Source organism: Ruania zhangjianzhongii (assembly GCF_008000995.1).
Lineage (GTDB): Bacteria > Actinomycetota > Actinomycetes > Actinomycetales > Beutenbergiaceae > Ruania > Ruania zhangjianzhongii.
Map to the genome: position 1 here is coordinate 1,931,107 of NZ_CP042828.1, position 22,696 is coordinate 1,953,802.

Annotated in this window: 21 protein-coding genes and 1 riboswitch; of the genes, 15 read left to right on the forward strand and 6 right to left on the reverse strand. The window is 69.7% G+C overall.

Annotated elements, in window-relative coordinates:
- Nucleotides 1–94 precede the first annotated feature (94 nt).
- The 9 genes from fdhA (at nt 95) to FU260_RS09080 (ending at nt 9,969) form a co-directional block, all read left to right on the forward strand.
- A complete protein-coding gene (gene fdhA, locus FU260_RS09040; protein ID WP_147916756.1) occupies nt 95–1,312 on the forward strand; it encodes a formaldehyde dehydrogenase, glutathione-independent in 1,218 nt (405 codons plus the stop codon).
- Between the two features lie 316 nt (nt 1,313–1,628).
- Nucleotides 1,629–1,949, forward strand: coding sequence for a 50S ribosomal protein L21 (gene rplU, locus FU260_RS09045; RefSeq protein ID WP_147916757.1), 321 nt, complete (start codon nt 1,629–1,631; stop codon nt 1,947–1,949).
- A gap of 46 nt (nt 1,950–1,995) precedes the next feature.
- Complete coding sequence (gene rpmA, locus FU260_RS09050) at nt 1,996–2,253, forward strand: 50S ribosomal protein L27 (RefSeq protein ID WP_147916758.1); 258 nt, start codon at nt 1,996–1,998, stop codon at nt 2,251–2,253.
- 126 nt (nt 2,254–2,379) lie between these two features.
- Nucleotides 2,380–3,879 carry a GTPase ObgE gene (gene obgE / locus FU260_RS09055; RefSeq protein WP_147916759.1) on the forward strand — a complete coding sequence of 500 codons (1,500 nt, stop codon included), beginning with the start codon at nt 2,380–2,382 and terminating at the stop codon, nt 3,877–3,879.
- The gene (gene proB, locus FU260_RS09060) at nt 3,876–5,039 is read left to right on the forward strand and encodes a glutamate 5-kinase (protein ID WP_413038328.1); all 1,164 of its coding nucleotides are present in this window, start codon (nt 3,876–3,878) and stop codon (nt 5,037–5,039) included. Before obgE ends, proB begins: the two co-directional genes overlap by 4 nt.
- A 28-nt stretch (nt 5,040–5,067) precedes the next feature.
- Nucleotides 5,068–5,991, forward strand: coding sequence for a DUF4231 domain-containing protein (locus tag FU260_RS09065; RefSeq protein ID WP_168211711.1), 924 nt, complete (start codon nt 5,068–5,070; stop codon nt 5,989–5,991).
- Between the two features lie 37 nt (nt 5,992–6,028).
- Nucleotides 6,029–6,559 (forward strand): DUF1273 domain-containing protein, encoded by a 531-nt coding sequence (locus FU260_RS09070; RefSeq protein WP_147916761.1) that lies wholly within the window; start codon nt 6,029–6,031, stop codon nt 6,557–6,559.
- Nucleotides 6,560–6,574: 15 nt separating this feature from the next.
- Nucleotides 6,575–8,398: a hypothetical protein gene (locus tag FU260_RS09075; protein WP_147916762.1), complete on the forward strand. Its 1,824-nt coding sequence runs from the start codon at nt 6,575–6,577 to the stop codon at nt 8,396–8,398.
- Nucleotides 8,399–8,448: 50 nt separating this feature from the next.
- Nucleotides 8,449–9,969, forward strand: a complete 1,521-nt coding sequence (locus tag FU260_RS09080; protein WP_147916763.1) for an asparagine synthase-related protein — start codon at nt 8,449–8,451, stop codon at nt 9,967–9,969.
- A gap of 76 nt (nt 9,970–10,045) precedes the next feature.
- On the opposite strand, the gene FU260_RS09085 is transcribed toward FU260_RS09080, so the two are convergent.
- From FU260_RS09085 to FU260_RS09110, 6 genes are all read right to left on the reverse strand, one after another.
- On the reverse strand, nt 10,046–10,978 hold the full coding sequence (locus FU260_RS09085) for a glycine betaine ABC transporter substrate-binding protein (protein ID WP_147916764.1): 933 nt from the start codon (nt 10,976–10,978) through the stop codon (nt 10,046–10,048).
- A gap of 49 nt (nt 10,979–11,027) precedes the next feature.
- Nucleotides 11,028–11,810, reverse strand: a complete 783-nt coding sequence (locus FU260_RS09090) for an ABC transporter permease (protein WP_147916765.1) — start codon at nt 11,808–11,810, stop codon at nt 11,028–11,030.
- Nucleotides 11,807–12,994: an ABC transporter ATP-binding protein gene (locus tag FU260_RS09095; RefSeq protein ID WP_147916766.1), complete on the reverse strand. Its 1,188-nt coding sequence runs from the start codon at nt 12,992–12,994 to the stop codon at nt 11,807–11,809. The genes FU260_RS09090 and FU260_RS09095 overlap by 4 nt, the downstream gene beginning before the upstream one ends.
- Entirely contained in the window at nt 12,991–13,635 is a 645-nt protein-coding gene (locus FU260_RS09100) for an ABC transporter permease (protein WP_147916767.1), read from the reverse strand. The genes FU260_RS09095 and FU260_RS09100 overlap by 4 nt, the downstream gene beginning before the upstream one ends.
- A gap of 64 nt (nt 13,636–13,699) precedes the next feature.
- Nucleotides 13,700–15,505 (reverse strand): glutaminase A, encoded by a 1,806-nt coding sequence (gene glsA / locus FU260_RS09105; RefSeq protein WP_147916768.1) that lies wholly within the window; start codon nt 15,503–15,505, stop codon nt 13,700–13,702.
- 29 nt (nt 15,506–15,534) lie between these two features.
- Nucleotides 15,535–16,092, reverse strand: a complete 558-nt coding sequence (locus FU260_RS09110) for a flavin reductase family protein (protein WP_235912174.1) — start codon at nt 16,090–16,092, stop codon at nt 15,535–15,537.
- Between the two features lie 126 nt (nt 16,093–16,218).
- Nucleotides 16,219–16,334, forward strand: a riboswitch (SAM riboswitch).
- Nucleotides 16,335–16,596: 262 nt separating this feature from the next.
- Here FU260_RS09110 and FU260_RS09115 point away from each other — a divergent pair.
- From FU260_RS09115 to FU260_RS23560, 6 genes are all read left to right on the forward strand, one after another.
- Nucleotides 16,597–17,640, forward strand: a complete 1,044-nt coding sequence (locus FU260_RS09115) for an LLM class oxidoreductase (RefSeq protein WP_147916769.1) — start codon at nt 16,597–16,599, stop codon at nt 17,638–17,640.
- 90 nt (nt 17,641–17,730) lie between these two features.
- Entirely contained in the window at nt 17,731–19,044 is a 1,314-nt protein-coding gene (locus FU260_RS09120) for a glutamate-5-semialdehyde dehydrogenase (RefSeq protein ID WP_147916770.1), read from the forward strand.
- Between the two features lie 207 nt (nt 19,045–19,251).
- Nucleotides 19,252–19,998: an SGNH/GDSL hydrolase family protein gene (locus FU260_RS09125; protein WP_147916771.1), complete on the forward strand. Its 747-nt coding sequence runs from the start codon at nt 19,252–19,254 to the stop codon at nt 19,996–19,998.
- Between the two features lie 152 nt (nt 19,999–20,150).
- Nucleotides 20,151–20,312, forward strand: a complete 162-nt coding sequence (locus tag FU260_RS23555; RefSeq protein ID WP_168211712.1) for a hypothetical protein — start codon at nt 20,151–20,153, stop codon at nt 20,310–20,312.
- A gap of 65 nt (nt 20,313–20,377) precedes the next feature.
- Nucleotides 20,378–21,019 carry a nicotinate-nucleotide adenylyltransferase gene (gene nadD / locus FU260_RS09130; RefSeq protein WP_147916772.1) on the forward strand — a complete coding sequence of 214 codons (642 nt, stop codon included), beginning with the start codon at nt 20,378–20,380 and terminating at the stop codon, nt 21,017–21,019.
- On the forward strand, nt 21,016–22,677 hold the full coding sequence (locus FU260_RS23560; protein WP_168211713.1) for a hypothetical protein: 1,662 nt from the start codon (nt 21,016–21,018) through the stop codon (nt 22,675–22,677). The genes nadD and FU260_RS23560 overlap by 4 nt, the downstream gene beginning before the upstream one ends.
- The last annotated feature ends 19 nt before the right edge of the window (nt 22,678–22,696 follow it).

Here is a 22,696-nt window from a genome sequence, read left to right on the forward strand (position 1 = left end):
CGAGCGATGTTCAGCCCGGCGCTACGGCTCCGCATCATCCAGCGGGCCCCGTCCGTCTCGGACCTGCCCGCGCTTTCCAGCGAAGGAGCAGGACATGGCAACGAACCGAGCAGTCGCGTACAAGGGACCGGGCAAGGTCGAGATCCAGGACATCCCTTACCCCGAGTTCGAGCTCAAGGACGGACCAGGTGTCAACCCGGCGAACGTCGGGCGCAAGGTACCGCACGGCGTGATTCTGAAGACGGTCGCGACCAACATCTGTGGCTCGGACCAGCACATGGTGCGCGGCCGCACCACGGCACCGGCCGACCTCGTCCTCGGCCACGAGATCACCGGCGAGGTCATCGAGCTCGGGTCAGACGTGGAGACCCTGCAGGTCGGTGACATCGTCTCCGTGCCGTTCAACATCGCTTGCGGGCGGTGTAAGAACTGCAAGGAGCGCAAGACCGGTGTCTGCTTGAACGTCAACCCGGACGGGTACGGCAGTGCCTACGGCTACGTGGACATGGGTGGTTGGGTCGGTGGCCAGGCCGAGTACGTGCTGGTGCCCTACGCGGACTTCAACGTGCTGAAGTTCCCGGACCGGGACCAGGCGCTGGCGAAGATGATGGACCTGACCATGCTCTCGGACATCTTTCCCACCGGTTTCCACGGCTGCGTCAGTGCCGGCGTCGGCGTCGGTTCCACGGTCTACATCGCCGGTGCAGGACCGGTCGGGCTGGCCGCTGCGACCGGCGCGTTCCTGCTCGGTGCCGCCGTGGTGATCGTCGGCGACATGAACGCCAAGCGGTTGGAGAAGGCCGCCGCCTTCGGCTGCGAGACCATCGACCTGACCAAGGGCGAACCGGCTGAGCAGATCGAGCAGATCCTCGGCGAACCGGAGGTGGAGTGCGCAGTGGACGCGGTCGGGTTCGAGGCTCATGGCCACGGTGCGGACGCAGGCACGGAGAAGCCGGCCACCGTGCTCAACTCGCTGATGGACATCACCGGCTCCGGTGGGTCGCTGGGCATCATCGGCCTGTACGTCACCGGTGACCCGGGTGCCAGCACGGAGGCCGCGAAGAAGGGCTCGCTGTCCCTGAGCCTGGGCACCGGCTGGGCCAAGTCGTTGGCCTTCGTCACCGGTCAGTGCCCGGTGATGAAGTACCACCGCGGCCTGATGAACGCCATCCTGCACGACCGGGTGAACATCGGGAAGAACGTGAACGCCACGGCGATCAGCCTGGACGAGGCGCCGGCCGGCTACGCCGACTTCGACTCCGGTACGGCGGTGAAGTACGTCCTCAACCCGAACGGATACCTGGACAGCTGAGGATGTGACGGCAGTCGCCGGGTATCCAGGCGTTCCTCGGTGAGGTCATCACCGTCGCGCGGGACCAGATACCCGGCGGCTGCCGTCGTGTCCGGCGGGCAGGCTATCCTGGGCCTCACCTGAGCCGTTCTGCGCACTGAGGGAGAGCCAGGTCACGTCGTGGTGGTTTGCCCCATCTGCCCTGCCTCGCGTAATCTTGGACGGCGGTGCCCCAGTGCACCGCTGCCTGTGCGCGCCGAACGGCGTGGGCTCATGTCTGCGGCTCTGCCGCTTCGATGCGAGCGCGCGGGTGCCCAGATCAACGCGAGCGACAGAGATGAGCAAGAACGTGGTGTACGCGATCGTCAAGGCCGGCGGCCGTCAGGAGAAGGTGTCCGTCGGCGACATCGTCGTCGTGGACCGAGTGAGTTCCGACGCCGGCGAGTCCGTAGAGCTCAAGCCCGTTCTGCTGGTCGACGGGGAGAAGGTGACCTCGGACGCCGACGCGCTGGCCAAGGTCACCGTGACCGCCGAGGTGGTGCGGGACGAGAAGGGCCCGAAGATCTCCATCGTCAAGTACAAGAACAAGACCGGCTACCGCAAGCGTCAGGGTCACCGTCAGCAGCTGACCCGCCTGAAGGTCACCGGCATCAGCTGAGCCGACTGTCAGCTCAGACCAGCTTCTTAGAGACGAAAGGGCCACCATGGCAACGAAGAAGGGCGCAAGCTCCTCCAAGAACGGGCGCGATTCCAATGCACAGCGCCTCGGCGTCAAGCGCTTCGGCGGCGAGCGGGTGAAGGCGGGCGAGATCATCGTGCGCCAGCGGGGCACGCACTTCCACCCGGGCAACCACGTGGGCCGCGGCGGGGACGACACCCTGTTCGCCCTCGAGGGTGGCGCCGTGCAGTTCGGCTCCCGCCGGGGCCGCAAGGTCGTGGACATCGTTCTGGCCGACGCCTGAGTTTTAGTACCTCCGGCGGGGGCGCAGCGGCGAGACGTCGCTGGGCCCCCGCCGTTTTTTCTATCGTCGCCTCCTGGGTAGCCGTCGTCGGCCGAGCAGGTGGGCACTCTCACCGGAGGTGAGGAGATGACCAGCTTCGTCGACCGCGTGCTGCTGCACGCGCATGGGGGCGATGGTGGGAATGGCTGTGCCTCGGTGCGACGAGAGAAGTTCAAGCCGCTCGGCGGACCGGACGGCGCCAACGGCGGGTCCGGCGGAGACGTCGTGCTCGTCGTGGACCCGCAGACCACCACCCTGCTCGACTACCACCACGCTCCGCACCGGCGCGCCACCAGCGGTACCCAGGGCGCCGGTGACATGCGGACCGGGCGTAACGGTGAGGACCTGGAGCTCGCCGTCCCGGACGGCACTGTGGTCAAGGACGGCCGCGGGAACGTCCTGGCCGACCTGGTCGGTGCCGGCAGCAGGTTCGTGGCCGCACAGGGCGGGCGCGGCGGGCTGGGGAACGCGGCGCTGGCGTCCCCACGCCGCAAGGCCCCCGGGTTCGCGCTGCTCGGCGAGCCCGGCCAGGAGCACGATCTGGTGCTCGAGCTGAAGACCGTCGCCGATGTCGCCCTGGTCGGGTATCCCAGCGCCGGAAAGTCATCTCTGGTTGCGGCGCTCTCGGCGGCACGGCCGAAGATCGCCGACTACCCGTTCACCACGCTGGTGCCCAACCTCGGCGTGGTGCAGGCCGGTGAGCAGCGGTTCACCGTGGCCGACGTCCCTGGTCTGATCCCCGGCGCCAGCGAGGGCAAGGGCCTCGGTCTGGAGTTCCTCCGGCACATCGAACGGTGCGCGGTGATCGTGCACGTCCTCGACTGCGCCACCCTGGAGCCCGGGCGTGACCCGATCAGCGACCTGGACGTGATCGAGGCTGAGCTGGCCGCCTACGCCGCGGACCTGGAGATCAGCGGCGGGCGCACGCCACTGACCGAACGCCCGCAGCTGGTGGTGCTGAACAAGATCGACGTACCCGAGGCCCGCGATCTCGCCGAGCTGGTGCGTCCCGATCTGGAGGCGCGTGGCCTGCGCGTCCTGGAGATCTCGACGGCGTCCCACGAGGGGCTCCGCCCGCTCACCTTCGCCCTCGCCGAGCTGGTGCAGACCGCTCGGGAAGCCGAACCCGCCCCGGACCCGACCCGGATCGTGATGCGCCCGAAGGCGGCCGGCGATGCCGGGTTCACCGTGACCCGGCGGAGCACCGACCACGTGTACTACCTGGTGCGCGGAGACAAACCAGAACGCTGGGTGCGCCAGACCAACTTTGCTAACGACGAGGCGGTGGGCTACCTCGCCGACCGGCTCGCCCGGATCGGTGTCGAGCAGAAGCTGTTCGCCGCCGGCGCCCAGGCGGGGGACGAGGTGGTGATCGGCGACGGCCCGAACGGTGTGGTCTTCGACTGGGAGCCCACCATGTCGACCGGGGCGGAGCTGCTCGGTGGTCCTCGGGGCAGCGACCTGCGGCTGGAGGAGCGCCACCGGCCCACCCGTTCCGAGAAGCGGGAACAGTTCCACGAGCGGATGGACGCCAAGGCCGCCGCCCGGGATGAACTGTGGGCCGAAGGCGAGGACTCCGGCTCGTGACCGTGACCGACCGGACAGCTCTGGCCGACCCGGCCCGTGCCCGCCGGCTCGTGGTCAAGGTGGGATCCTCCTCCTTGACCGACGAGGTGGGGCGGCTGGACGTGGTCAAGCTCACCCGCCTGACGGACGTCCTCGCTCGCCGGATCGAGGCGGGTAGCCAGGTGACCCTGGTCTCTTCCGGCGCTATCGCCTCGGCGCTGACGGTGCTCGGGCTGCCCGGCCGGCCTCGGGACCTGTCCATGGCGCAGGCCGCAGCGTCGGTGGGCCAAGGGCTGCTGATGGCGCACTACACGCGCGCGTTCGCGAGCCATCGCCTGCATGTGGGGCAGGTGCTGCTCACTGTGGAGGACGTGATCCGGCGCAGCCACTACCGCAATGCCCAGAGCGCCCTGAACCGGCTGCTGGACCTCGGCGTGGTGCCGATCGTGAATGAGAACGATGCTGTGGCCACCCACGAGATCCGGTTCGGTGACAACGACCGGCTCGCGGCGCTGGTCTCTCACCTGACCCGGGCGGACGCCCTGCTGCTGCTGACCGATGTGGACGCCCTCTACGACGGCCCACCTTCCCGGCCGGGCAGCGCCCGGGTGCCGGTGGTGGCCAGCACCGCTGATCTCGACGGTCTGGAGATCACCGCACCTGGCAGCCGGCTGGGCACCGGCGGGATGGTGACCAAGGTGGAGGCGGCCCGGATCGCTACCGGTTCCGGGATCCCCGTGGTCCTCTCCAGTGCCGAGAACGCTGCTGCGGTGCTCGACGGTGCGGACCTGGGAACCTGGTTCGCACCCACCGGGCGCCGGATCCGCACGCGCCGGCTGTGGCTGGCACATGCCGCCCACACCCGTGGCCGGGTGATCCTCGACGACGGGGCGGTGGACGCGATCACCGTGGGGAAGAAGTCGCTGCTCGCGGCAGGAGTGACCGGGGTGGAAGGCGACTTCGAGGTCGGCGACCCGGTCGACCTGGCCGATACCCGCGGCGTGGTGGTGGCCCGCGGTCTGGTGGCCTACTCCGCCGAGGAGCTGCCCGAGCGGATGGGGCGTACCTCCGCGCAGCTGCGGGACGCGTTCGGGGACGGGAACGACCGCGAGGTGGTGCACCGGGATGACCTGGTAGCGGTGCGTGAGCCGCGCCGGATGGGGAGTTCTGCCGCCCGGTGAGCGGGCGCGAGGTGGCAGGATGGCGGCCATGCCTGCCGTGACCCTCGCCGACGACGACCTTTCCGAGGTGGTGCAGGCGGCGGACGCCGTCGCGATCCGCAGCCAGCGAGCCTTCATCTGGAGCATGCGGCTGCACTACACGCTGCTGGTGGTGGCTGCCGCTTGCGGCTCGTTCGCCTTCATCATCCCGGGGACCGATGCCGACGCTGTGGCCATCCTCGGTGCCCTCTGCTTCGGTACCAGCCTGATGCTGCGGGTGTACCGGAGCACGAAGGACTCCGAGACGCAGTGGCTCACTGCGCGCGCCGTGGCGGAGTCCACCAAGGGGGACAGCTGGCGCTACGCCGTCGGTGGCACGCCCTACCCGGAGGAGATGGACGCCCGATCGGCCCGCCGGTTGTTCCTGGAACGTCAGCAGGACGAGATCCTCGACCTGGGGGTCACTCTCGCGGACCAGGGCGCCGACCTGGCGTATCTCACCCCGGCGATGAAAAGGCTGCGCGCTGAGGACTTCGAGACCAGGCGGGAGTCGTATCTGACTGACCGGCTGGCCGACCAGTTGCGGTGGTACGCGAGGAAGAGCCAGCAGCACACCACGCTGGCGGACCGGTGGTTCGTGGGCATGCTGCTGGCGGAGGCCGCGGGCCTGGCCTCCGCAGTGGTCAAGGCGGCCGGACTGCTTGACCTGGACCTGCTGGGCATCTTCGCGGCGATGGCGTCGGCCTTCGGCGCCTGGAACCAGATGCGCCAGCACCGCCGCACTGCGGGTGCCTACCGGCGCACCGCCGCCACGCTGGCCACGCTGCTCGCCGGGGCGCGGGAGGACCTCACCGAGGAGGTGTGGCCGGCGTTCGTGGATCGTGCGGAGCGGCTGATGGGCGATGAGCTGTCCGCCTGGCAGACACTCCGGCTGGCCGAGGCGGGGCGTAACAGCGACGAGTCTGCTGCATGAGCGAGGCACCGCAGGGCGTGTGCACGAGGAGCACAGCATGAGCGCGAGGAGCGCCCGCGTCGGTACACGGAGGGACCCGGTCCGCATCGCCGTCACCGGGCACCGGTCCTTCGACGCCGCCGCCACCGCCTACATCACCGCCCGAGTGGGTGAAGTGCTCGATGAGGCCGTCGCCGGAGGCCGCCCGGCCCGGGTGGTGACCAGCCTGGCCGAGGGTGCGGACCAGCTCGTCGCTGCGGCGGCGGTGCAGCGCGGTATCCCGGTCGAGGTGATCATCCCGTCCGCCGGGTACGCCGAGAGCCTGCCCGCAGCCCGGGACCGGCGCCAGTACGCCGAGCTGCTCGCTCGTGCGGACTCCGTGCGCACTCTGGACCATCCGGAACCATCGCCGGCCGCGTACCGCGACGCCGGGATGGCGATGCTGGCCAACGCCGACCTGCTGATCGCCGTCTGGGACAGCGAACCGGCCCGCGGTGTGGGCGGGTCGGCCGAGATCGTCGCTCGTGCCCGCGAGCTCAGCCTTGACCTGCAGGTGATCTGGCCCCCCGGCTATCATCGGCCACGCTGAGACGGGGGAGTGGACGTGACGCGAGTCCTGGCCAAGGTGAGCCTGATGCTGATGGTGTGCTGCGCCGTCGTGCTCGGAAACGCCCTTCCCGCGGCTGCGGACGAGACGCCGGTGTGGGAGCCGGGCCCGGAATGGGGTACGGCCGAGTACACCGAGCTGCCCGAATGGGCCGCCGCGACCGGGTGCGACGCAGGTGAGCAGTGGACCTGGACCTCCGATCAGGGTCAGATTGCCTGGCGGATCATTCCGTGTGCGGAATCCGGGGCGGCAATGGGTGCCGGAATGTGGGATGAGCCGACCGGCAGGGAGCTCGGCGACGCCTCGGTGTTTGACCACTCCGACGATCGGGTGTGGTGGCTGCCCACCGACCAACAGATCGTCCGGCAGTGGGCGATGGACCAGGACCCGGAACGCGAGCACATCCTCGTGCGGGTAGCTGTCAGCTGCAGCAGCGACGCCGCGGCACAGTGCGCGCAGGAGTCCTCCTGGGTCAGTACCGAGATTGCCGCTGCGATGTCCGGAACACCCGCCGACAACCGGTTCGACCTCACTCTGGTGTTCGTGCTGGCCTTTGTTGGCCCTGGAATGCTCTGGGCCCTGCTGGTCCTGCCCTGGCGGCTCATCCTCGCGCTCCTGCGCCCGCGCTACACCATCGGCGACCACCCGCCGCGCGTGCAGGACCTGACCACCGCAGTCCGCTGGGCGCGGGTCCGGCGATTCATCCGCCGAATCGCTTGGGGACTGGCGCTCGCCGGAGTGCTGCTGGGGCTCGGCTTCGCGATCACCGGCACTTCGGAGCAGGCGCTCGGGATCACCGCGATCGCCGCCCTGCTAGTCGGAGTGCTGGCGCTGGCCTACAAAGTGGCGCCGCCCCACCCGGTCGAGCGCGGGCGCAGCGTCGCACTGAACCGGACCGGCTGGCGTGGCGTGCTCGGCGTACTGCTCAGCTCCGTGGCCTACGCACTGCTGCCAGTGCTGATTGCCGTGTACCTGCTGGCGCTCGCCTACGACGAGATCATGCCGGGCTGGCCGGTCACCACAGGCAGCCAGCTCGCCCAGCGACCGGAGCCGTTCGCGCGACTCTTCTACGGCTGGGGGGCCGACACGGGCACGATGTCGTTGGGCTTCATCTTCTTCGTGCTGCTTCCCGGGTTGATGGTGCTGTTCGCCCTGGATCTACTCGGCCAGCGCCTGCGCGCGGCCACAGTGGCGGACGCTCTCGCCCGGGACCGGCGCCCGCACTACCTGTACCTGCGCAGCTTCGACGAGGACACCCTGAAGATGCCGGGACTGCTCCGCCGCCGGGGTCTGATCGGCGCGCTCACCGTGTTTCGCAGGGTGCGGTTCGAGGAAGTGCTGGTCCGTCAGCTGTCGATGACCGGGCCGGTGATCGCGATCGCGCCGCCGGGGGCGAAGCTGCCACCGATCGGCGCGGCCCGGGCCAGCTTCAGCAACGATGAGTGGCAGGCGCATGTGGAGCACTACGCCCGCACCGCGCGGGCCGTGGTGCTCTCCGCCACCCCCCGGGAGGTGCGGGCCGGCTTCGGCTGGGAGATCGACCTGGTGGCCAACCGGATGGGCCACGGCCGGGTGATGGTGGTGCTCGGCCCCTGGTCCAAGCCGCAGCTGGTGAACCGGTGGCGGCAGTTCTGCCAGGCGGTGGCGCATCTACCCCTGTTCACCCCGATGGCGATGACCTGGGTACCGGCCGGGGTGCAGCTGCTCGCGCACAGCGACCGGCAGGGCTGGCGTGCCTGGGGAGCCCGCGGCCGCACCGACTGGACCTACACGATGGCCGTGGACCGGGCCACCCGGGAATACCTGCCGGACTGGTCCTGAGCCACAGCAGGGCTACGGTAGAAGAGATACTCCCGGACGGATGAGGAGACATGTCGGCGATCGTGGCGGCCCATGGCCCGTTCGACGAACGGTTGGGGCAGCGGATGCTCGCGCGGATGGCGCACCGGGGACCGGATGGGACCGGCAGCGTCGAGATCGCGGGCGCCTGGCTCGGCAGCGCCTATCTGTCCATCGTTGATCCGGACGGCGGCGCGCAGCCGCTGACCGTGGGCGCACCGGAGGTGGCGCTGATCGGCGACGGGGAAATCTACAACCATCGCCGGATCCGGGATCAGCTGGGGGAGAGCCGGTTTCGCACCGGATCCGATCTGGAGGCGGTGCTGCACCTGTTCCAGGACCAGGGCGTGGCCGCGTTCGAACAGCTGTGGGGCACGTTCGCGCTGGTAGGTGCCGCCGCAGACGGCCGGTTCGCCGCCGCACGGGACGTCCTCGGCATCTCCCCGCTGTACTGGGCACGGCGTGGGCAGACCGTCCTGTTCGCCTCCGAGCTGAAGGCGTTCGAGGGCGACTGGCGGCCGCTGGCCGAACCCTTCCCGCCGGGGCACTCCTGGACCCCCGCCGGCGGACTGGTCCCCGGACCGGCCTTTCCGGGGAGCTCCCCGGTGCTGCTGAAGAGCCGAGCACCGTCCGAGGAACCGCCCTCCTGGGTGTTCGACGCGCTGCGGGAGACGCTGGTGCGGGCCGTCCAGCGGAGCCTGCACGCCGTCGTTCCGGTGGGCATCATGCTCTCCGGCGGAGTCGACTCCTCGATCATCGCGGCCATCGCCGCCCGGCTGGCTGCCCGCCAGGGCGAGCAGCTGCCCACGTTCGCGGTCGGTCTGGCCGGCAGCAGCGATCTGCTGGCCGCCCGCACTGTGGCCGAACACGTCGGCACCGACCATCACGAACTGGTCTATACCGCTGAGGACGCGATCGCGATGGTGCCTCAGATCATCGGCGAGCTGGAGTCTTTCGACCCCACGCTGGTGCACAGCGCGGTACCCCATCATCTGGTCGCCGCATTGGCCGCCGAGCACGTGAAGGTGGTGCTGGCCGGTGAGGGGGCGGACGAGCTGTTCGCCGGATACAGCCACTACGGCCGCCATGACACCGGCGAAGCGCTGCACGAGGACCTGCTCGACACGCTCGAGGGCATGCACATCGGTGGGCTGCAGCGGGTGGACCGGGTAGCGGCGGCACACGGCATCGAACCGCGGTTGCCGTTCCTGGACTTGGACTTCGTGGAGCTGGCACTGGCGCTGCCGCCGGGGTGGAAGCTACTCGACGAGGGGCGGCCGGCGAAGTGGCTGCTCCGGCGCGCCTTCGACAGCTGGCTGCCGGAGGAGGTGCTCTGGCGCCGGAAGGAGCAGTTCGGCGAGGGGACCGGGATGAACACGGTGCTCGCCGAGCACTTCGAGGAGACGGTGAGCGCGGCGGAGCTGGCCGGTGCGGCGTCGGCTCTCGACCCGCCGCTGCGCACCCGGGAGGAGCTGGCCTACTACCGGATCTTCACCGCGGCGCTGCCCGGGATCGATGCCGGGCGCACGGTGGGGCGCTTCGCCGAGACGTGAGCGAGCGGCAGCACACGCACCGGGCCGGCCGTCACCGCGATGATGACGACCGGCCCGGTGCTGCTGCTGTGCGGACCTACTCCAGCAGGCCCTGCTCCTCCAGCCACTCCTCGGCGACGTCGCGGGGCTGCTCACCGTCGTTGTCCACCCGGCCGTTCAGCTCGGTGATCACGTCATTGGTCAGCGCCTCGCTGATCGGCGCCAGGATGTCGGCGATCTCCGGGTACTCGTCCAGCGTCTCCTGCCGCAGCGTCGCAGCACCGGCATACTCGACGAAGAAGCCCTGATCGTCCTCGAGCACGGTCAGATCGTTGGAGACGATGCGCGCATCGGTGGAGAAGACCTCACCGAACTGGCACTCCTGGCCGACCTGGGTGTAGATGAGGTTGAGGTCGAGCTCGACCACTGAGGTGAACTCGAAGCCGTAGGCCTCCTCGAGCCCGGGCAGGCCGTCGTCGCGGTTGATGAACTCGCTGGCCGCGCAGACGTTGCCCTGGTCCGGGTTCGCGGAGACGAACTCGGCCATATCGGAGCTGGTGGCCAGACCGTTGTCCTGCGCGAACGCAGCACTGGCCGCGATCCGGTAGGTGTTCTCGAAGTTGGCAGGTTGCAGCCAGGCGATGCCGTTCTCGGCGTCTTCCTCGGCCACTGCGTCGTACAGGTCCTCGGGCACGTCCTCGGTGGTGTGGCCGAGGATGTTCACCCAGCCGGTCCCGGTGTAGTCCCAGTAGATGTCGATCTCGCTGGTCTCCAGCGCCTCGCGGACGGTGGCGCTGCCGGAGATACCGGTCTGATCGGTGATCTGTGCGCCGGCGTTCTCCAGCGCCACTGCCGTGATCTGGCTGAGCAGGATGGATTCGGTGAACTCCTTCGAGCCGACCGTGAGCTCGGCGCCGGCCAGCGGACCGTCGGAGTTTCCACCGCCCGAGTCACCGCTGCACCCGGCCACGGCCAGCAGCACGGCCAGGCCTCCAGCAGCGACGGCGGCAGGTGTGCGTAGTGTTCTCATCGTTCGTCTCCTCGTGGTGGACAGTGGGTGGTGGGTGGCCGTCGGCGCGTCACAGTCCCCGCGGGCGCAGGACGTCCTCGGCGAGTCCGGCCAGGTAGTCGATGGTCAGGGCGAGCACAGCGGTGAGCACGGCCCCCACCACCTGCACGGTGAACCGGTTCGTGGTCATCCCGGCGACGATGATGTCACCGAGACCACCGGCGTTGATGTAGGTGACCAGAGTGGCGGTACCGACGTTGATCACCAGGGCGGTGCGGATCCCGGCGAGGATCACCGGTACGGCTAGCGGCAGTTCCAGGCGGCGCAGCACGGTGAACTTGGACATGCCCATCCCACGGCCTGCCTCGAGCACCGAGGAGTCCACCTGTTCCAGACCGACCATCGTGTTCAGCAGCACTGGCACGATCGCGTAGAGCACCAGACCAACGATCGCCGCCTGGAACCCGAGGAACAGGAACGCCACCGCCAGCAGCACCAGGATCGCGATCGTCGGTACTGCCTGTCCGAGGGTGAGCAGGGTGATCAGGTAGGGCTGGATCCGGCGCGCGAACGGGCGGGTGAGCACGACCCCCAGCGGCACGGCGATGATCAGGGTGAGGACCGTGGAGACTGCCGCGAGCTGGATGTGCTGCCAGATCGCAGCGGTGAGCCGGTCGGCGCTGAGTGCCCGCGCCTCGATGGAGTCGAGGTCCTTGCTGGCCACCCACAGGTACAGGGCTGCACAGGTGAGGGCCAGGATCGCGGGCATGACCAGGTAGCCGCCCCAGCTCCGCCTGGACTTTGCTTCGGGCGTCTGGGTGACGAGCGCCCGGGTGGGGGCGCCGGTGCTCATGGACTCTCCTGCAGGCCGGCGCGGGCCTCGGTGACGGCGGCAGCGCGCATCGACCGGATCGCGTCGGTGATCTGGTCGATGTCCACCACACCCTGGAACACCCCGTCGTCGTCGACCACGATGGTCACGCTGTACCGGGCGGTGATCAGCTCGTTCAGGGCATCGCTGAGCGTTGCCCGCGGCTCCACTGCCGGGTTGGTCGGCAGACCGATCTCGTCCAGGCGGCGCCCGGCACCGCGGCGCAGGTCCTCGGCGCTGACCCAGCTCACCGGACTGCCTTGTGCGTCGAGCACCAGCAGCGCGCTCTCCGGCACGGTGCGCAACTGTTCCAACGCGGCCTCGGCGTCAGTGTCGTAGCTGACTGTCGGCCACGCGCGCAGTTCGATATCAGCGACGTGGGTCAGGTTGAGGCGCTTCAGCGAGGCACCGCGGCCGATGAAGTCGGCAACGAAGTCGTTGGCAGGTGCGGTGAGGATCTGCTCCGGGGTGTCGTACTGAGCGATCCGGGAACCCTCTTGCAGGATCGCGATCCGGTCGCCGAGCTTGATCGCCTCATCGATGTCATGGGTGACGAACACGATCGTCTTGCGGACCTCGGCCTGCAGCCGGAGCAGCTCGTTCTGAAGCCGGTCGCGGGTGATCGGGTCGATCGCACCGAATGGTTCGTCCATCAGCAGGACCGCAGGGTCTGCGCCCAGGGCACGGGCGACGCCGATCCGCTGCTGCTGGCCACCCGAGAGCTGCTTGGGGTAGCGGCTTCGGTACTCCTCCGGCGCCATGTTGACCATCCGGAGCAGCTCGTCCACCCGAGCCCGGATTCGGGTGGCGTCCCAGCCGAGCAGCTTGGGCACGGTGGCGATGTTCTCCGCGATGGTCATGTGCGGGAACAGGCCGATCTGCTGGATCACGTAGCCGATCCGGCGGCGCAGCCGGTCGGCGTTCGTGGTGGTGACGTCCTCGCCGCCGAGCAGGATCCGCCCAGCCGTGGGTTCGATGATCCGGTTGATCATCTTCATCGTGGTGGTCTTTCCGCAGCCGGAGGGTCCGACGAGCACCACGATTTCGCCACGGTGGATATCCAGGTCGAGGGCATCGACGGCGTTGCGCTGCTGCCCGGGGTAGCGCTTGGTGAGGCCTTCCAGGCGGATCATCACGTCATCGCCGGCGGCGGGTGTCTGCGTCATCGGATTCCTTGGGACGTGGTGAGGCGGCGGGCGGTGTAGAACAGCAGGTCGAAAAGGACCGCGAGGATGATCACGCCGAGCGTGCCGGCGAGCACCAGGTGCACCGCGACCGGGGTGCCCACCCGGGCCAGGCCGGTGAAGATGAGGTTGCCGTAGCCGGGGCCGTTGACGATGGCGCCGATGGCGCAGATGCCCAGCAGCACCAGAGTGGTCACGCGGATTCCGGTGATGATCACCGGCCAGGCCAGGGGGAGCTCGATCTGCCGCAGCCGCTGCCACCGGGTCAGGCCCATGCCCTTCGCGGACTCGATCACCGCCGGGTCCACACTGTTCAGGCCGGTGACCGTGTTCCGCACGATCGGCATCAGCCCGTACATCGTCAGGGCCACGATCACCGGCCGGGCGCCCAGCCCGAGCGGGCCGAGCAGCAGGATGAACAGGGCGAACGAGGGCACGGTGAGCATCGCACCGGTAGTGGCCAGGACCAGGTCCCGGGCGCGCTGGCGCTGGTAGGTGAGCACGCCGAGGGCGATCCCGAGCACGGAGGCGAAGAGCACGGAGATGGCCACCACACCGGCGTGCCCCAGGCCGAGCTCGAGCATGTCGTCGCTGCGGTTGACCAGGAAGTCGAGAAACTCCATCGTGTCCTCCTTCCGGGGTGGGTCGTCCTGGGCTCCTACAGGTGAGTGGGCATGCGCCGCGAGTCTAGTGGCTGACCCGTGCTGCCACCGTTCGAGCGTATTGCTCGGCGTGGGCGTAGGCGTCCCGAGCCAGTGCCCGCCACAGCTGCACCGCCAGCCTGGGCCGGGCCTGCTCCAGGGTCTCGATCGTCTCCGCGTCCAGCAGCATCAGCTCGACCGGGCCATCGGCCTTCGCGGTGGTCTCCTGTCGGTCCTCCTCACCCAGGGCGAGGTCGCCGAACGTCATCCCTGCGGTGAGGGTGGCCACCGGTACTCGGTTCCCGCCGGCGTCGGTAGCGATGGTCAGGATCCGCCCGGTCAGGATGAAGAACACCCCGCCGAAGCGTTGCCCGACCCGGCGGATCACGTCACCGTCGGCGTAGCTGCGCAGGTGCATCAGCGCGGTCAGGGCGGTGATGTCCTCGGCCTCCAGCAGGGACAGGGCGGGTGAGTCCATCACCGGTACCCGAGCCCGCTGAGAGTCGGGAGTGCCGTACCGGAGGAGGAGCTGGTTCTCGCAGTGCGCGATCGCCAGCTCCCGGGAGTCGAAGGTTGCCACGGTCTCGGCGGACAGGGCGGGGGTGAGCAGCTCGTCCGGGTCCACGAGGATCAGTCGCCGCCCCTCTGCGGCGAACTGCTCGGCGATCCTTCTCAGCATGTCCAGCGCCACCCGGCTCACCTCGTCCAGGCGGTGCACATCGAGAACAACGAACTCGACGTCGTCAGCCAGGCCACTGAGCTCGCGCACCACGGACTCGGTGCCGGCGAAGTACAGGTCCCCGGCCAGCTCGATCACCACGGCGCGATGACCGTGTTCGGCGAGGATCTCGCTCGCCTCTTCGGTGCGGCGCGTCTTGGAGGGTTCGCGGTCGATGGTGTGGTGGGAGCGGATCGCGGAGCGCCCGGCCCGGGCGGCGCGGACGAAGTGCATCTCCATGTCCCGGGACACCCGCCGGCAGGTGGCCACACCGCGCACACTGTTGCCGTGCGGGTCCAGCGGCGGGGAGTACACCGCCAGCCCGGCCTGGCCCGGGAGCACGGCGATCACCCCGCCACCGACCCCGGACTTGGCCGGCATCCCCACGTTCGAGACCCAGTCGCCGGCATCGTCGTACATGCCAGCGGTCATCATCACCGACAGCACCCGCTCGACGGCCTCGATGCTCAGTGCTTCGGCCCCGGTCTCCGGGTTGGTGCCACCGTTGGCGAGGGTCGCGGCGATCATCGCCAGATCACGGCAGGTGACCTGGACGGTGCACTGGCGCAGGTAGGTCTCCAGAGCGGCAGTGGGGCGGCTCTCGATGATGCCCACCGAGCTGAGCAGGTAGGCCAGGGCGTGGTTGCGGTCGCTGTTGCGCAGCTCGGACTGATAGGCGCGGGTGCTGCGGCGCAACCGGCGCCCGGCGAACGCCGCGTAGGTCTCGTCGATGCGCTGGATCGCTGATCGCCCGCCGGAGCCCTTGATCATCGAGACCACGGCCAGCGCCCCGGCGTTGATCATCGCGTTCGCCGGTCGTCCGGTCTCCGGGTCGAGGGAGATCTCGTTGAACGGGTCGCCCGAGGGTTCGACGTCGATCTTTGCGTCCACGGACTCGATGCCGAGGTCGGCCAGCACCAGACCGTAGCTCAGCGGTTTGGACAAGGACTGGAGGGAGAACTCCTTGCTGGTGGTGCCCACCTGGTAGACGTAGCCGTCCACGGTGGCCAGGGCGATGCCGAAGTCGTCCGGGTCCACCGCACCGCGGGCCCCGATGCGATAGGGCGTACCCTCGCGCAGCTGCGCGATCTGGTCGTGCAGCTGGTGCAGGTAGGCGGTGATCGGAGACTCCATGAGGTGAGCCTAATCACCTCAGTGGCTCTCTACAGGCGGGTGTGCGCGCCGATGCCGTGGTAGGTGCGGTCGTGGTAGACCAGCGGCCGCTCGGCCCGGTCGATCTGGGCTTCCAGAGCGTGCAACGTGACCAGGTGGCTCTCCCCAGTGCGGACCCGATCGACCACCCGCGCGCGCAGCCACGCGGCGGCATCGGTCAGCAGCGGTTCCCCGCCGGGTAGCCGCTCGGCAGCCACCCCGGCGAACCGGTCCGTGCCGCGCCGGGCGAACTGGGCGGACAGGTGCGCACTGGCCGCATCCAAGAAGTGCACCAGCACGGTGTCCGCCTGCCGCAGCGCCTGCCAGGACGAGGAGCTCGAGGCGATGGCGAACGCGAGCATCGGGGGAGTGGCCGAGACTGAGATCACGCTGGTCGCAGTGAACCCGACGGGGCCGTGCTCCGCGGCCAGCGTGATCACCGCGACGCCGGCCGGGTGCTGGCGGAATACGCGCTTGAAGTCCTCACCGGCCAGCTGGTCGCCCGGTGCGCCGGCAGTCTCGGGCGCTGTGCCACCCCGGGCACTGTCGGACTCACTCAGTGCACTCACACCGCCACGCTAACCCGGGCCCGGCGGGCCTTGGCACGGGTGGTGGCGCATCTCACTTCGTGGGCGCGGATCGACACCTACTGATTGTTGACACGTCATCCATCGTGTCCGTAGAGTGTTGGTGTAGGTCTTGAGCGTCAATCAGATGGCCCCGGCCGGTTGACCGGCAACCCTCCACATGCGGTGGGGTGCCCCGGGTGACGACCTGGCCCCGTTCCTCTCCGGCGGGGCAAGCGCAGCACCGCCAGCGTTGCGGTACGAGTAGAAGGAACAGCACAGCCATCATGAACCAGGCCCAGCAATACGTGCCCGTCCTGCACGCCGCTACCTGCCTCATGTGCTGTTGCTCCATGCCGGCCTGAGCCGAACCTCATCCGGTGCCCCGGGCGTCTCGCCCCTCGGCCCCACCCCTGGTTCGCGCGTCGCACAAGGCTGACGGAGTGACACCGTCGGCGTGCCTCAGCGCAGCTGGGCCTTCCGCTCCTCTGGTTGCAAGGAACTCCCATGGCTTTCACGCGCTCACACCTGTCCGAGACCCGCACCGACTCCGTCGCTACGGAACCGGCGCCCGCCGCCCAGCCTCGAGCCGCTCGGCTCGCCCGCTCGCGCCAGCAGACCTCGCTGATCGCGCTCGACCTGTCCGGTGCCGGTGCGCCGCGGGAATGGCGCCGTGCCGCCGACTCCGACGCCGAGTCCTTCATCATGGGCCGGTTGGCCGGTCTAGCTTCGTTGGCCGATAACGGCGGCGTGGACCTGATCACCCTGGACGAGACCTTCCACGCTGCCGGTCTGCGCCGTCGCGATGACTGGCTCGACGGTGCGGTGGCCGCCTCCCGACTGTCCCGGCACACCACCGCAGCCACCCTGGTGGCTGCGGTGCCGCTCGGGCGTTCTCGCGCCGATCACGTGGCCGGGGCGATCGCCAGCGTGCACCGGGCCAGTGCCGGCCGTGCCGGGTGGCAGCTGGAGACCGGCGGGGGGCTCGCCCCCCGCGCGGTGGATTCGGTGATCAGTGCCTGGGGGGAGCGTTCGGCCCGCCCGCAGGTGGTGGTTCCGGTGCGAGATGCCGTCGACGGCGAGCTGGCGGCCGCCCGAGCAGATGTCGCCCGGCTCTCTGTGGCCACGTTCGAGGAGGCGCACGCCGCACGGACTGCGATCCGTCAGGCGGCCGCAGACTGGGGCCGGGACCCCGATGAGATCCGGGTTCTGGTGGACGTGCAGACCGTGGTCTCTGCCGACCGGCCGAGCGCGCGAGCCCGGTGGGACCTGCTCACCTCGTTGGAGACGCTGCCGCGGGCGGTCCCACTGCGTTCGCTGGGCACTGCTGCGGACCTGGCCGACCTGTGGAGCTCCTGGGTGCACCGCGGCGGCGCCGACGGGTTCACCGTGATCCCAGCCTCGGTGCCCACCGATGTGGCCGCGCTGGTGCACGAGGTGGTTCCGGCCCTGCAGGCGCGGGGGCTGCGCAAACCGCGCCGAGCGGCGGTGGACCGCCCGGCGACCACCCGCCGCACCGCCGCCCGGGCGACGGCGCGCGCCCGGGTCTGAAGCCGGCCCCGGGGGCCCGGTCTCCGGCGGTGCGCAAGCCGGCCTGAGACGGCCCGGCGGTCGAGGCGATCCGCGGCCTATCCTGGGAGGATGAGCGTGCAGACCGATCAGCGCCCGGGCACCGACGAGGGCGAGGAGCAACAGGCCCAGGCCGGCGTGCAGGAACTGGCTGTCCAGGCTCGGGCCGCCGCCCGTGCACTGCGCAGCGCCACCACTGCCACCAAGAACACCGCGCTGGAACGGATCGCCGACGCGCTCGTGGCCGCGGCACCGCAGATCATCGCCGCGAACGCGATCGACACCCAGCGTGAGTCCGACGCCGGGATGAGCCCGGGCCTGGTGGACCGGCTCCGGCTGGACGAGGCCCGCATCGCCGGTATCGCCCAGGCCGTGCGCGAGCTCGCCGCACTCCCGGACCCGGTCGGGGAGGTGGTCCGCGGCCAAAGTCTGCCGAACGGCCTGACCGTGCGCCAGACCCGGGTACCGATGGGTGTGGTCGGGATGATCTACGAGGCTCGCCCGAACGTGACCGTGGATGCCGCGGGACTGGCGTTGAAGAGCGGTAACGCCGTGCTGCTGCGGGGTGGATCGGCGGCGCAGGAGTCAAACGCCGTGATCGTGGCAGTGCTCCGCGAGGCGCTGGAATCCACCGGTCTGCCCGCCGCTGCGGTGGCGACCGTCGATCCCTACGGGCGCGCTGGCGCGCGGGCGCTGATGCGCGCTCGCGGACTGGTGGATGTGCTCGTTCCACGTGGCGGGTCCGGGCTGATCCAGACCGTGGTGCGGGAGTCGATGGTGCCCGTGATCGAGACAGGGGTGGGCAACTGCCACCTGTACGTGGATGCCGCTGCGGACCTGGAGCAGGCCTTGCCGATCCTGATCAACGCAAAGACGCAGCGGGTCGGCGTCTGCAACACCATCGAGACCCTGTTGGTGCACGAGCAGGTGGCGGCCGAGTTCCTGCCCTCTGCATTGGCCGCGTTGACCGCCGCGGGGGTGCACATCCACGGCGATGAGGCGACCGCAGCGCTCCTTCGGGCCGATGCCACGTTCTCTCCGGCTACCGACGAGGACTGGGGCACCGAGTACCTCAGCCTGGATCTGGCGGTACGCGTGGTGCCAGACCTGGACGAGGCGCTGGAGCACATCCGCACCTGGTCCTCCGGGCACACCGAGGCGATCTGCACCACCGACCTGCGCGCGGTGCAGCGGTTCACCACCGAGCTGGACTCTGCCGCCCTGATGGTGAACGCCTCCACACGATTCACCGACGGCGGCCAGCTCGGCCTGGGCGCCGAGCTCGGCATCTCCACGCAGAAGCTGCATGCTCGGGGCCCGATGGGTCTGGCCGAGCTGACCACCACCACCTGGATCGTGCAGGGCGACGGGCACGTGCGCCCCTGATCGCTCATTCGCCGACGGCTGCCGACGATCTTCGAGCCCAGGCGATCGCTTGAGTACCGATTTGCAGGTGGAGTACCGGAAATTCGGTACTCCACCTGCAAATCGGTACTCAAGCGGTTCGGGGTTGGACTGCCCGGCTGCGCGAGTCGGCTCCGGCAGGGAGACTGGGCAGCAGCAGACCATCGCCGACAGGGAGGGGACTCGCCGATGGCACGACCGGTCCGGTCCGCCAGGCAGCGCAGACTGCCCACCCCGCCGGCGCTGGTGCTGCTTCTCGGACTGCTGTGGGCGCTTGCTGGATGTTCCTCGCCCGGCACAGAGGGGGAGAGCGCCTCTTCTGGCACCGAGCAGACCACCGGCGCGGAGCAGACCACCGGAACCGATGCGGCCACTGGCAGCGATCAGGACGAGCTGAGCATCGCGGTGGTGGGTGACTCGATCACGCAGGCCTCGGCCACAACGTTCGCCCCAGGTGAACTGAGCGAGGACTCCTGGGTGAGTTACGCCGTCGGCGATCCGATCGAGCTGGCCGGCGGCTGGGCGCGCTGGGGCGCGACGACGGCCGAGATGGCCGCCCATGCCGGCCCGGTGGACGCGGACGTCCTGGTGATCCTGGCCGGCACCAACGACCTGGCGGTGGGTACGGAGACCGGCCAGGTCGCCGCCGATCTGCAGCGGATCGCGGACACGGTGGGTGCCGACCAGGTGCTGCTGTGCGGTGTGCCGCCGATCGATGCCCGGCCGGAGGTGGTGCCGCCGTTCAACGAATTCCTGACCGAGACGGCTGAGGCGAACGGCTGGGCCTGGGTGGACCCGGCGGCGGGCATCCGCACCGACGGGACGTTCGCACCGGGGATGAGTGTGGACGGCGTCCACCCCACCCAGGCGGGTGCCACCCAGATCGGCACTGAGGTGCGGGAAGTGTTGCTGGCCGAGTTCGGTTCGCCGGGCTGAGCAGCCCAGTGACCGATCCGCGGATGTGTGCGTGGCCACGCCGCTGGTGCCCGGCGGACATGCGACACTAGGAGGGGTGCACTGCCGGTGACCAGCATGGTCGCAGCGGTGCTCAGGCAGACTAGACAGATGGACATGAGAGGACGACGCCGATGAGCAGCTCCTTGCTGACCGTTGCCGCCGAGAGCGGCGAGCATGCTGCGCAGGGACTTTCGCCGATCGGGTTCGGTGTGGTGACGTTCGCGATCCTGGTGTCCCTGCTGTTGGCGACGCTGGCGCTGCGGAGCTTGAGCACACGGCACCGCAAGCGCTGAGATGGCCGGGAGACTGAGCCGGCTCAGTTGGTCACTTCCGCCACTCTCCGCAATGAGGTCACGCGATGATCAGTTCTGAGCGCACGCCCACCCGGGTGGGCATCATGGGCGGTACCTTCGATCCGATCCACCACGGCCACCTGGTGGCTGCGAGTGAGGTGGCGGACGAGTTCGACCTGGATGAGGTGGTGTTCGTGCCGACCGGTGCGCAGCCATTCAAGCTGGATCGGCCGGTGACCCTGGCCGAGCACCGCTATCTGATGGCTGTGGTCGCCACGGCATCGAATCCACGGTTCGGGGTGTCCCGCGTGGACATCGACCGGCCCGGCGTGACCTACACGATCGATACGCTGCGGGACCTGCAGGGGGAGTACCCGAACGCCGAGTTGTTCTTCATCACCGGGGCGGACGCCCTCGGGCAGATCCTGTCCTGGAAGGACGTGGACGAGCTGTGGCAGCTGGCGCACTTCGTCGGCGTGACCCGGCCCGGGCACCGGCTGGACACCGAGAACCTGCCCAGCGGGGAGTACTCGCTGCATGAGATCCCGGCGATGGCGATCTCCTCCACCGACTGCCGGGAGCGGGTGCGCGCCGGTAAACCGGTGTGGTACCTGGTACCGGACGGTGTGGTGCAGTACATCGGCAAGCACGGGTTGTACAAGGACCCGGCGACCTTCCACCAAGGTCCCAAGGAGGTGCAGGTGTGACACAGCAGCCACCGACGCCGCCGAGCGGGGAGCGACGTCGCCGGCGGGATGCTGAGCGCAAGGCCGCGCAGGCAACCGGAGAACATGAGCTGAACCAGCCGATGTCGCGGCGGGAACGGCGAGCCCTCGACGAGGCGCTGGCCAGTGGCGCGCTCGAGCTGACCCCGGACGGCGAGTACGCGCCTACCGGTGAGCTGCCGGTGACCACGACCGGGCAGCACGTGCTCTCCGGGTTGGACAGCGGGCGCTCCGCTGACTCGGCCAGCTCCGGCGCGGAAGCGAGTGTTGTCGAGGCCAGCGAGGCGTCGGCGCAGCCCGCGGGCGATGCTGAGCCCCCGCGGGTGGCTGAGCCCTCACCGGCGGCCGAAGTGCCGGAGCGGCACAGCTGGCGCGATACCGCGCAGGAGGTGGACGCGTTGCGTCCGCCGCCCACGATGGACAAGATGCCCGACGGCGGAGCCTCCGGGGATGGGGATACCTTGCCCGGCGCTGGGGGTGCTGCTGGTAGCGCCGCTTCTGCTCGTAGCGCAGGTTCTGCCGATAGCTCCGGCTCAGGGGCGTCTGAGCAGGCTGGTGCGTCGGCTGGTTCTGCAGAATCCGCTGACGATCCGGCCGATGCCGATGCCGATGCCGATGCCGATGCCGATTCTGACACCGACACCGACTCCGACACCGACACCGGCATCGGGCAGGTCTCCCGTCGTTCGCTGCGCGCGCGGCAGGCGGACACCGGTGCCAGCGCCCCGGAGCGGCCCAGCGAGCGCACGGCGACCGGCCGCCGCCCGGCGATCCGCCCGCCGGCCAGCGCGCAAGGCACCCGCACAGTGGACGCCACCGGGGAGCTGACCTCGATCCAACGCGCTATCCGGGACATCAACGCTGCACCGGAGGAACTGGGTCACCTCCCGGCGGTGGAGAACGTGGCCGCAGACGAGGCGCCCGCTGACTCCGATGACGTCGTGGCTGCTAGCCCGGTGTCGGCTGGGAGTCCTCAGACGCCCGTGGCCGCTTCCGGTGAGACCTCGAGCGGGGCCAGTCCCGCGGAACCGGAGGAGACCGCTTCCGCTGAAGCGTCGAGCGGGGCCAGTCGCGCGGAGCCGGAGGGGACCGCTTCCGCTGAAACCTCGAGCGCCGACAGCCCGGTCACGAGCGCCACCTCCGCCGGTTCGTCCGATGAGGACGACGCGGACGACGCGGACGCCGAGGACGAGGAGGAAGTCGACGACTCGTTCGACATGAGCCCGCGCTGGCCCAGCCTCGCCGCGGTGGCCGCTGCTGAGGGTGCCACCACCGAGAGCTCCGCCGGAGAGGATGTCGCACCTGAGCCGGCCGCCGACGCAAGTGACGATCCGGCCGCCGATGATCCGGCTGCCGCCGGTGCGAGTCCGGCGGAGGCCAGGGTCGCTCAGAGCTCAGGGAGTTCCCCGGAGCAGACCGAGAGTGCGGAGGATGCCGCCGCCGACGAGTCGGACGATGCCGAGGAGGACGCCGACGACGAGCGGCACACGCCGCGCGTGCTCCAGGTGTTGTACTGGTTGGTTCTCGTGCTCGCTGGCCTGGTGCTCGGCCTGCTGGTCTGGCGGATGGCGACCGGGGACCTGTTCGGCGATGACGATGCCCTCGCGCTCGCCGGCACCCTCCTGCCGCTGCGTCAGTAGACTGCTGTTCGACCGACCC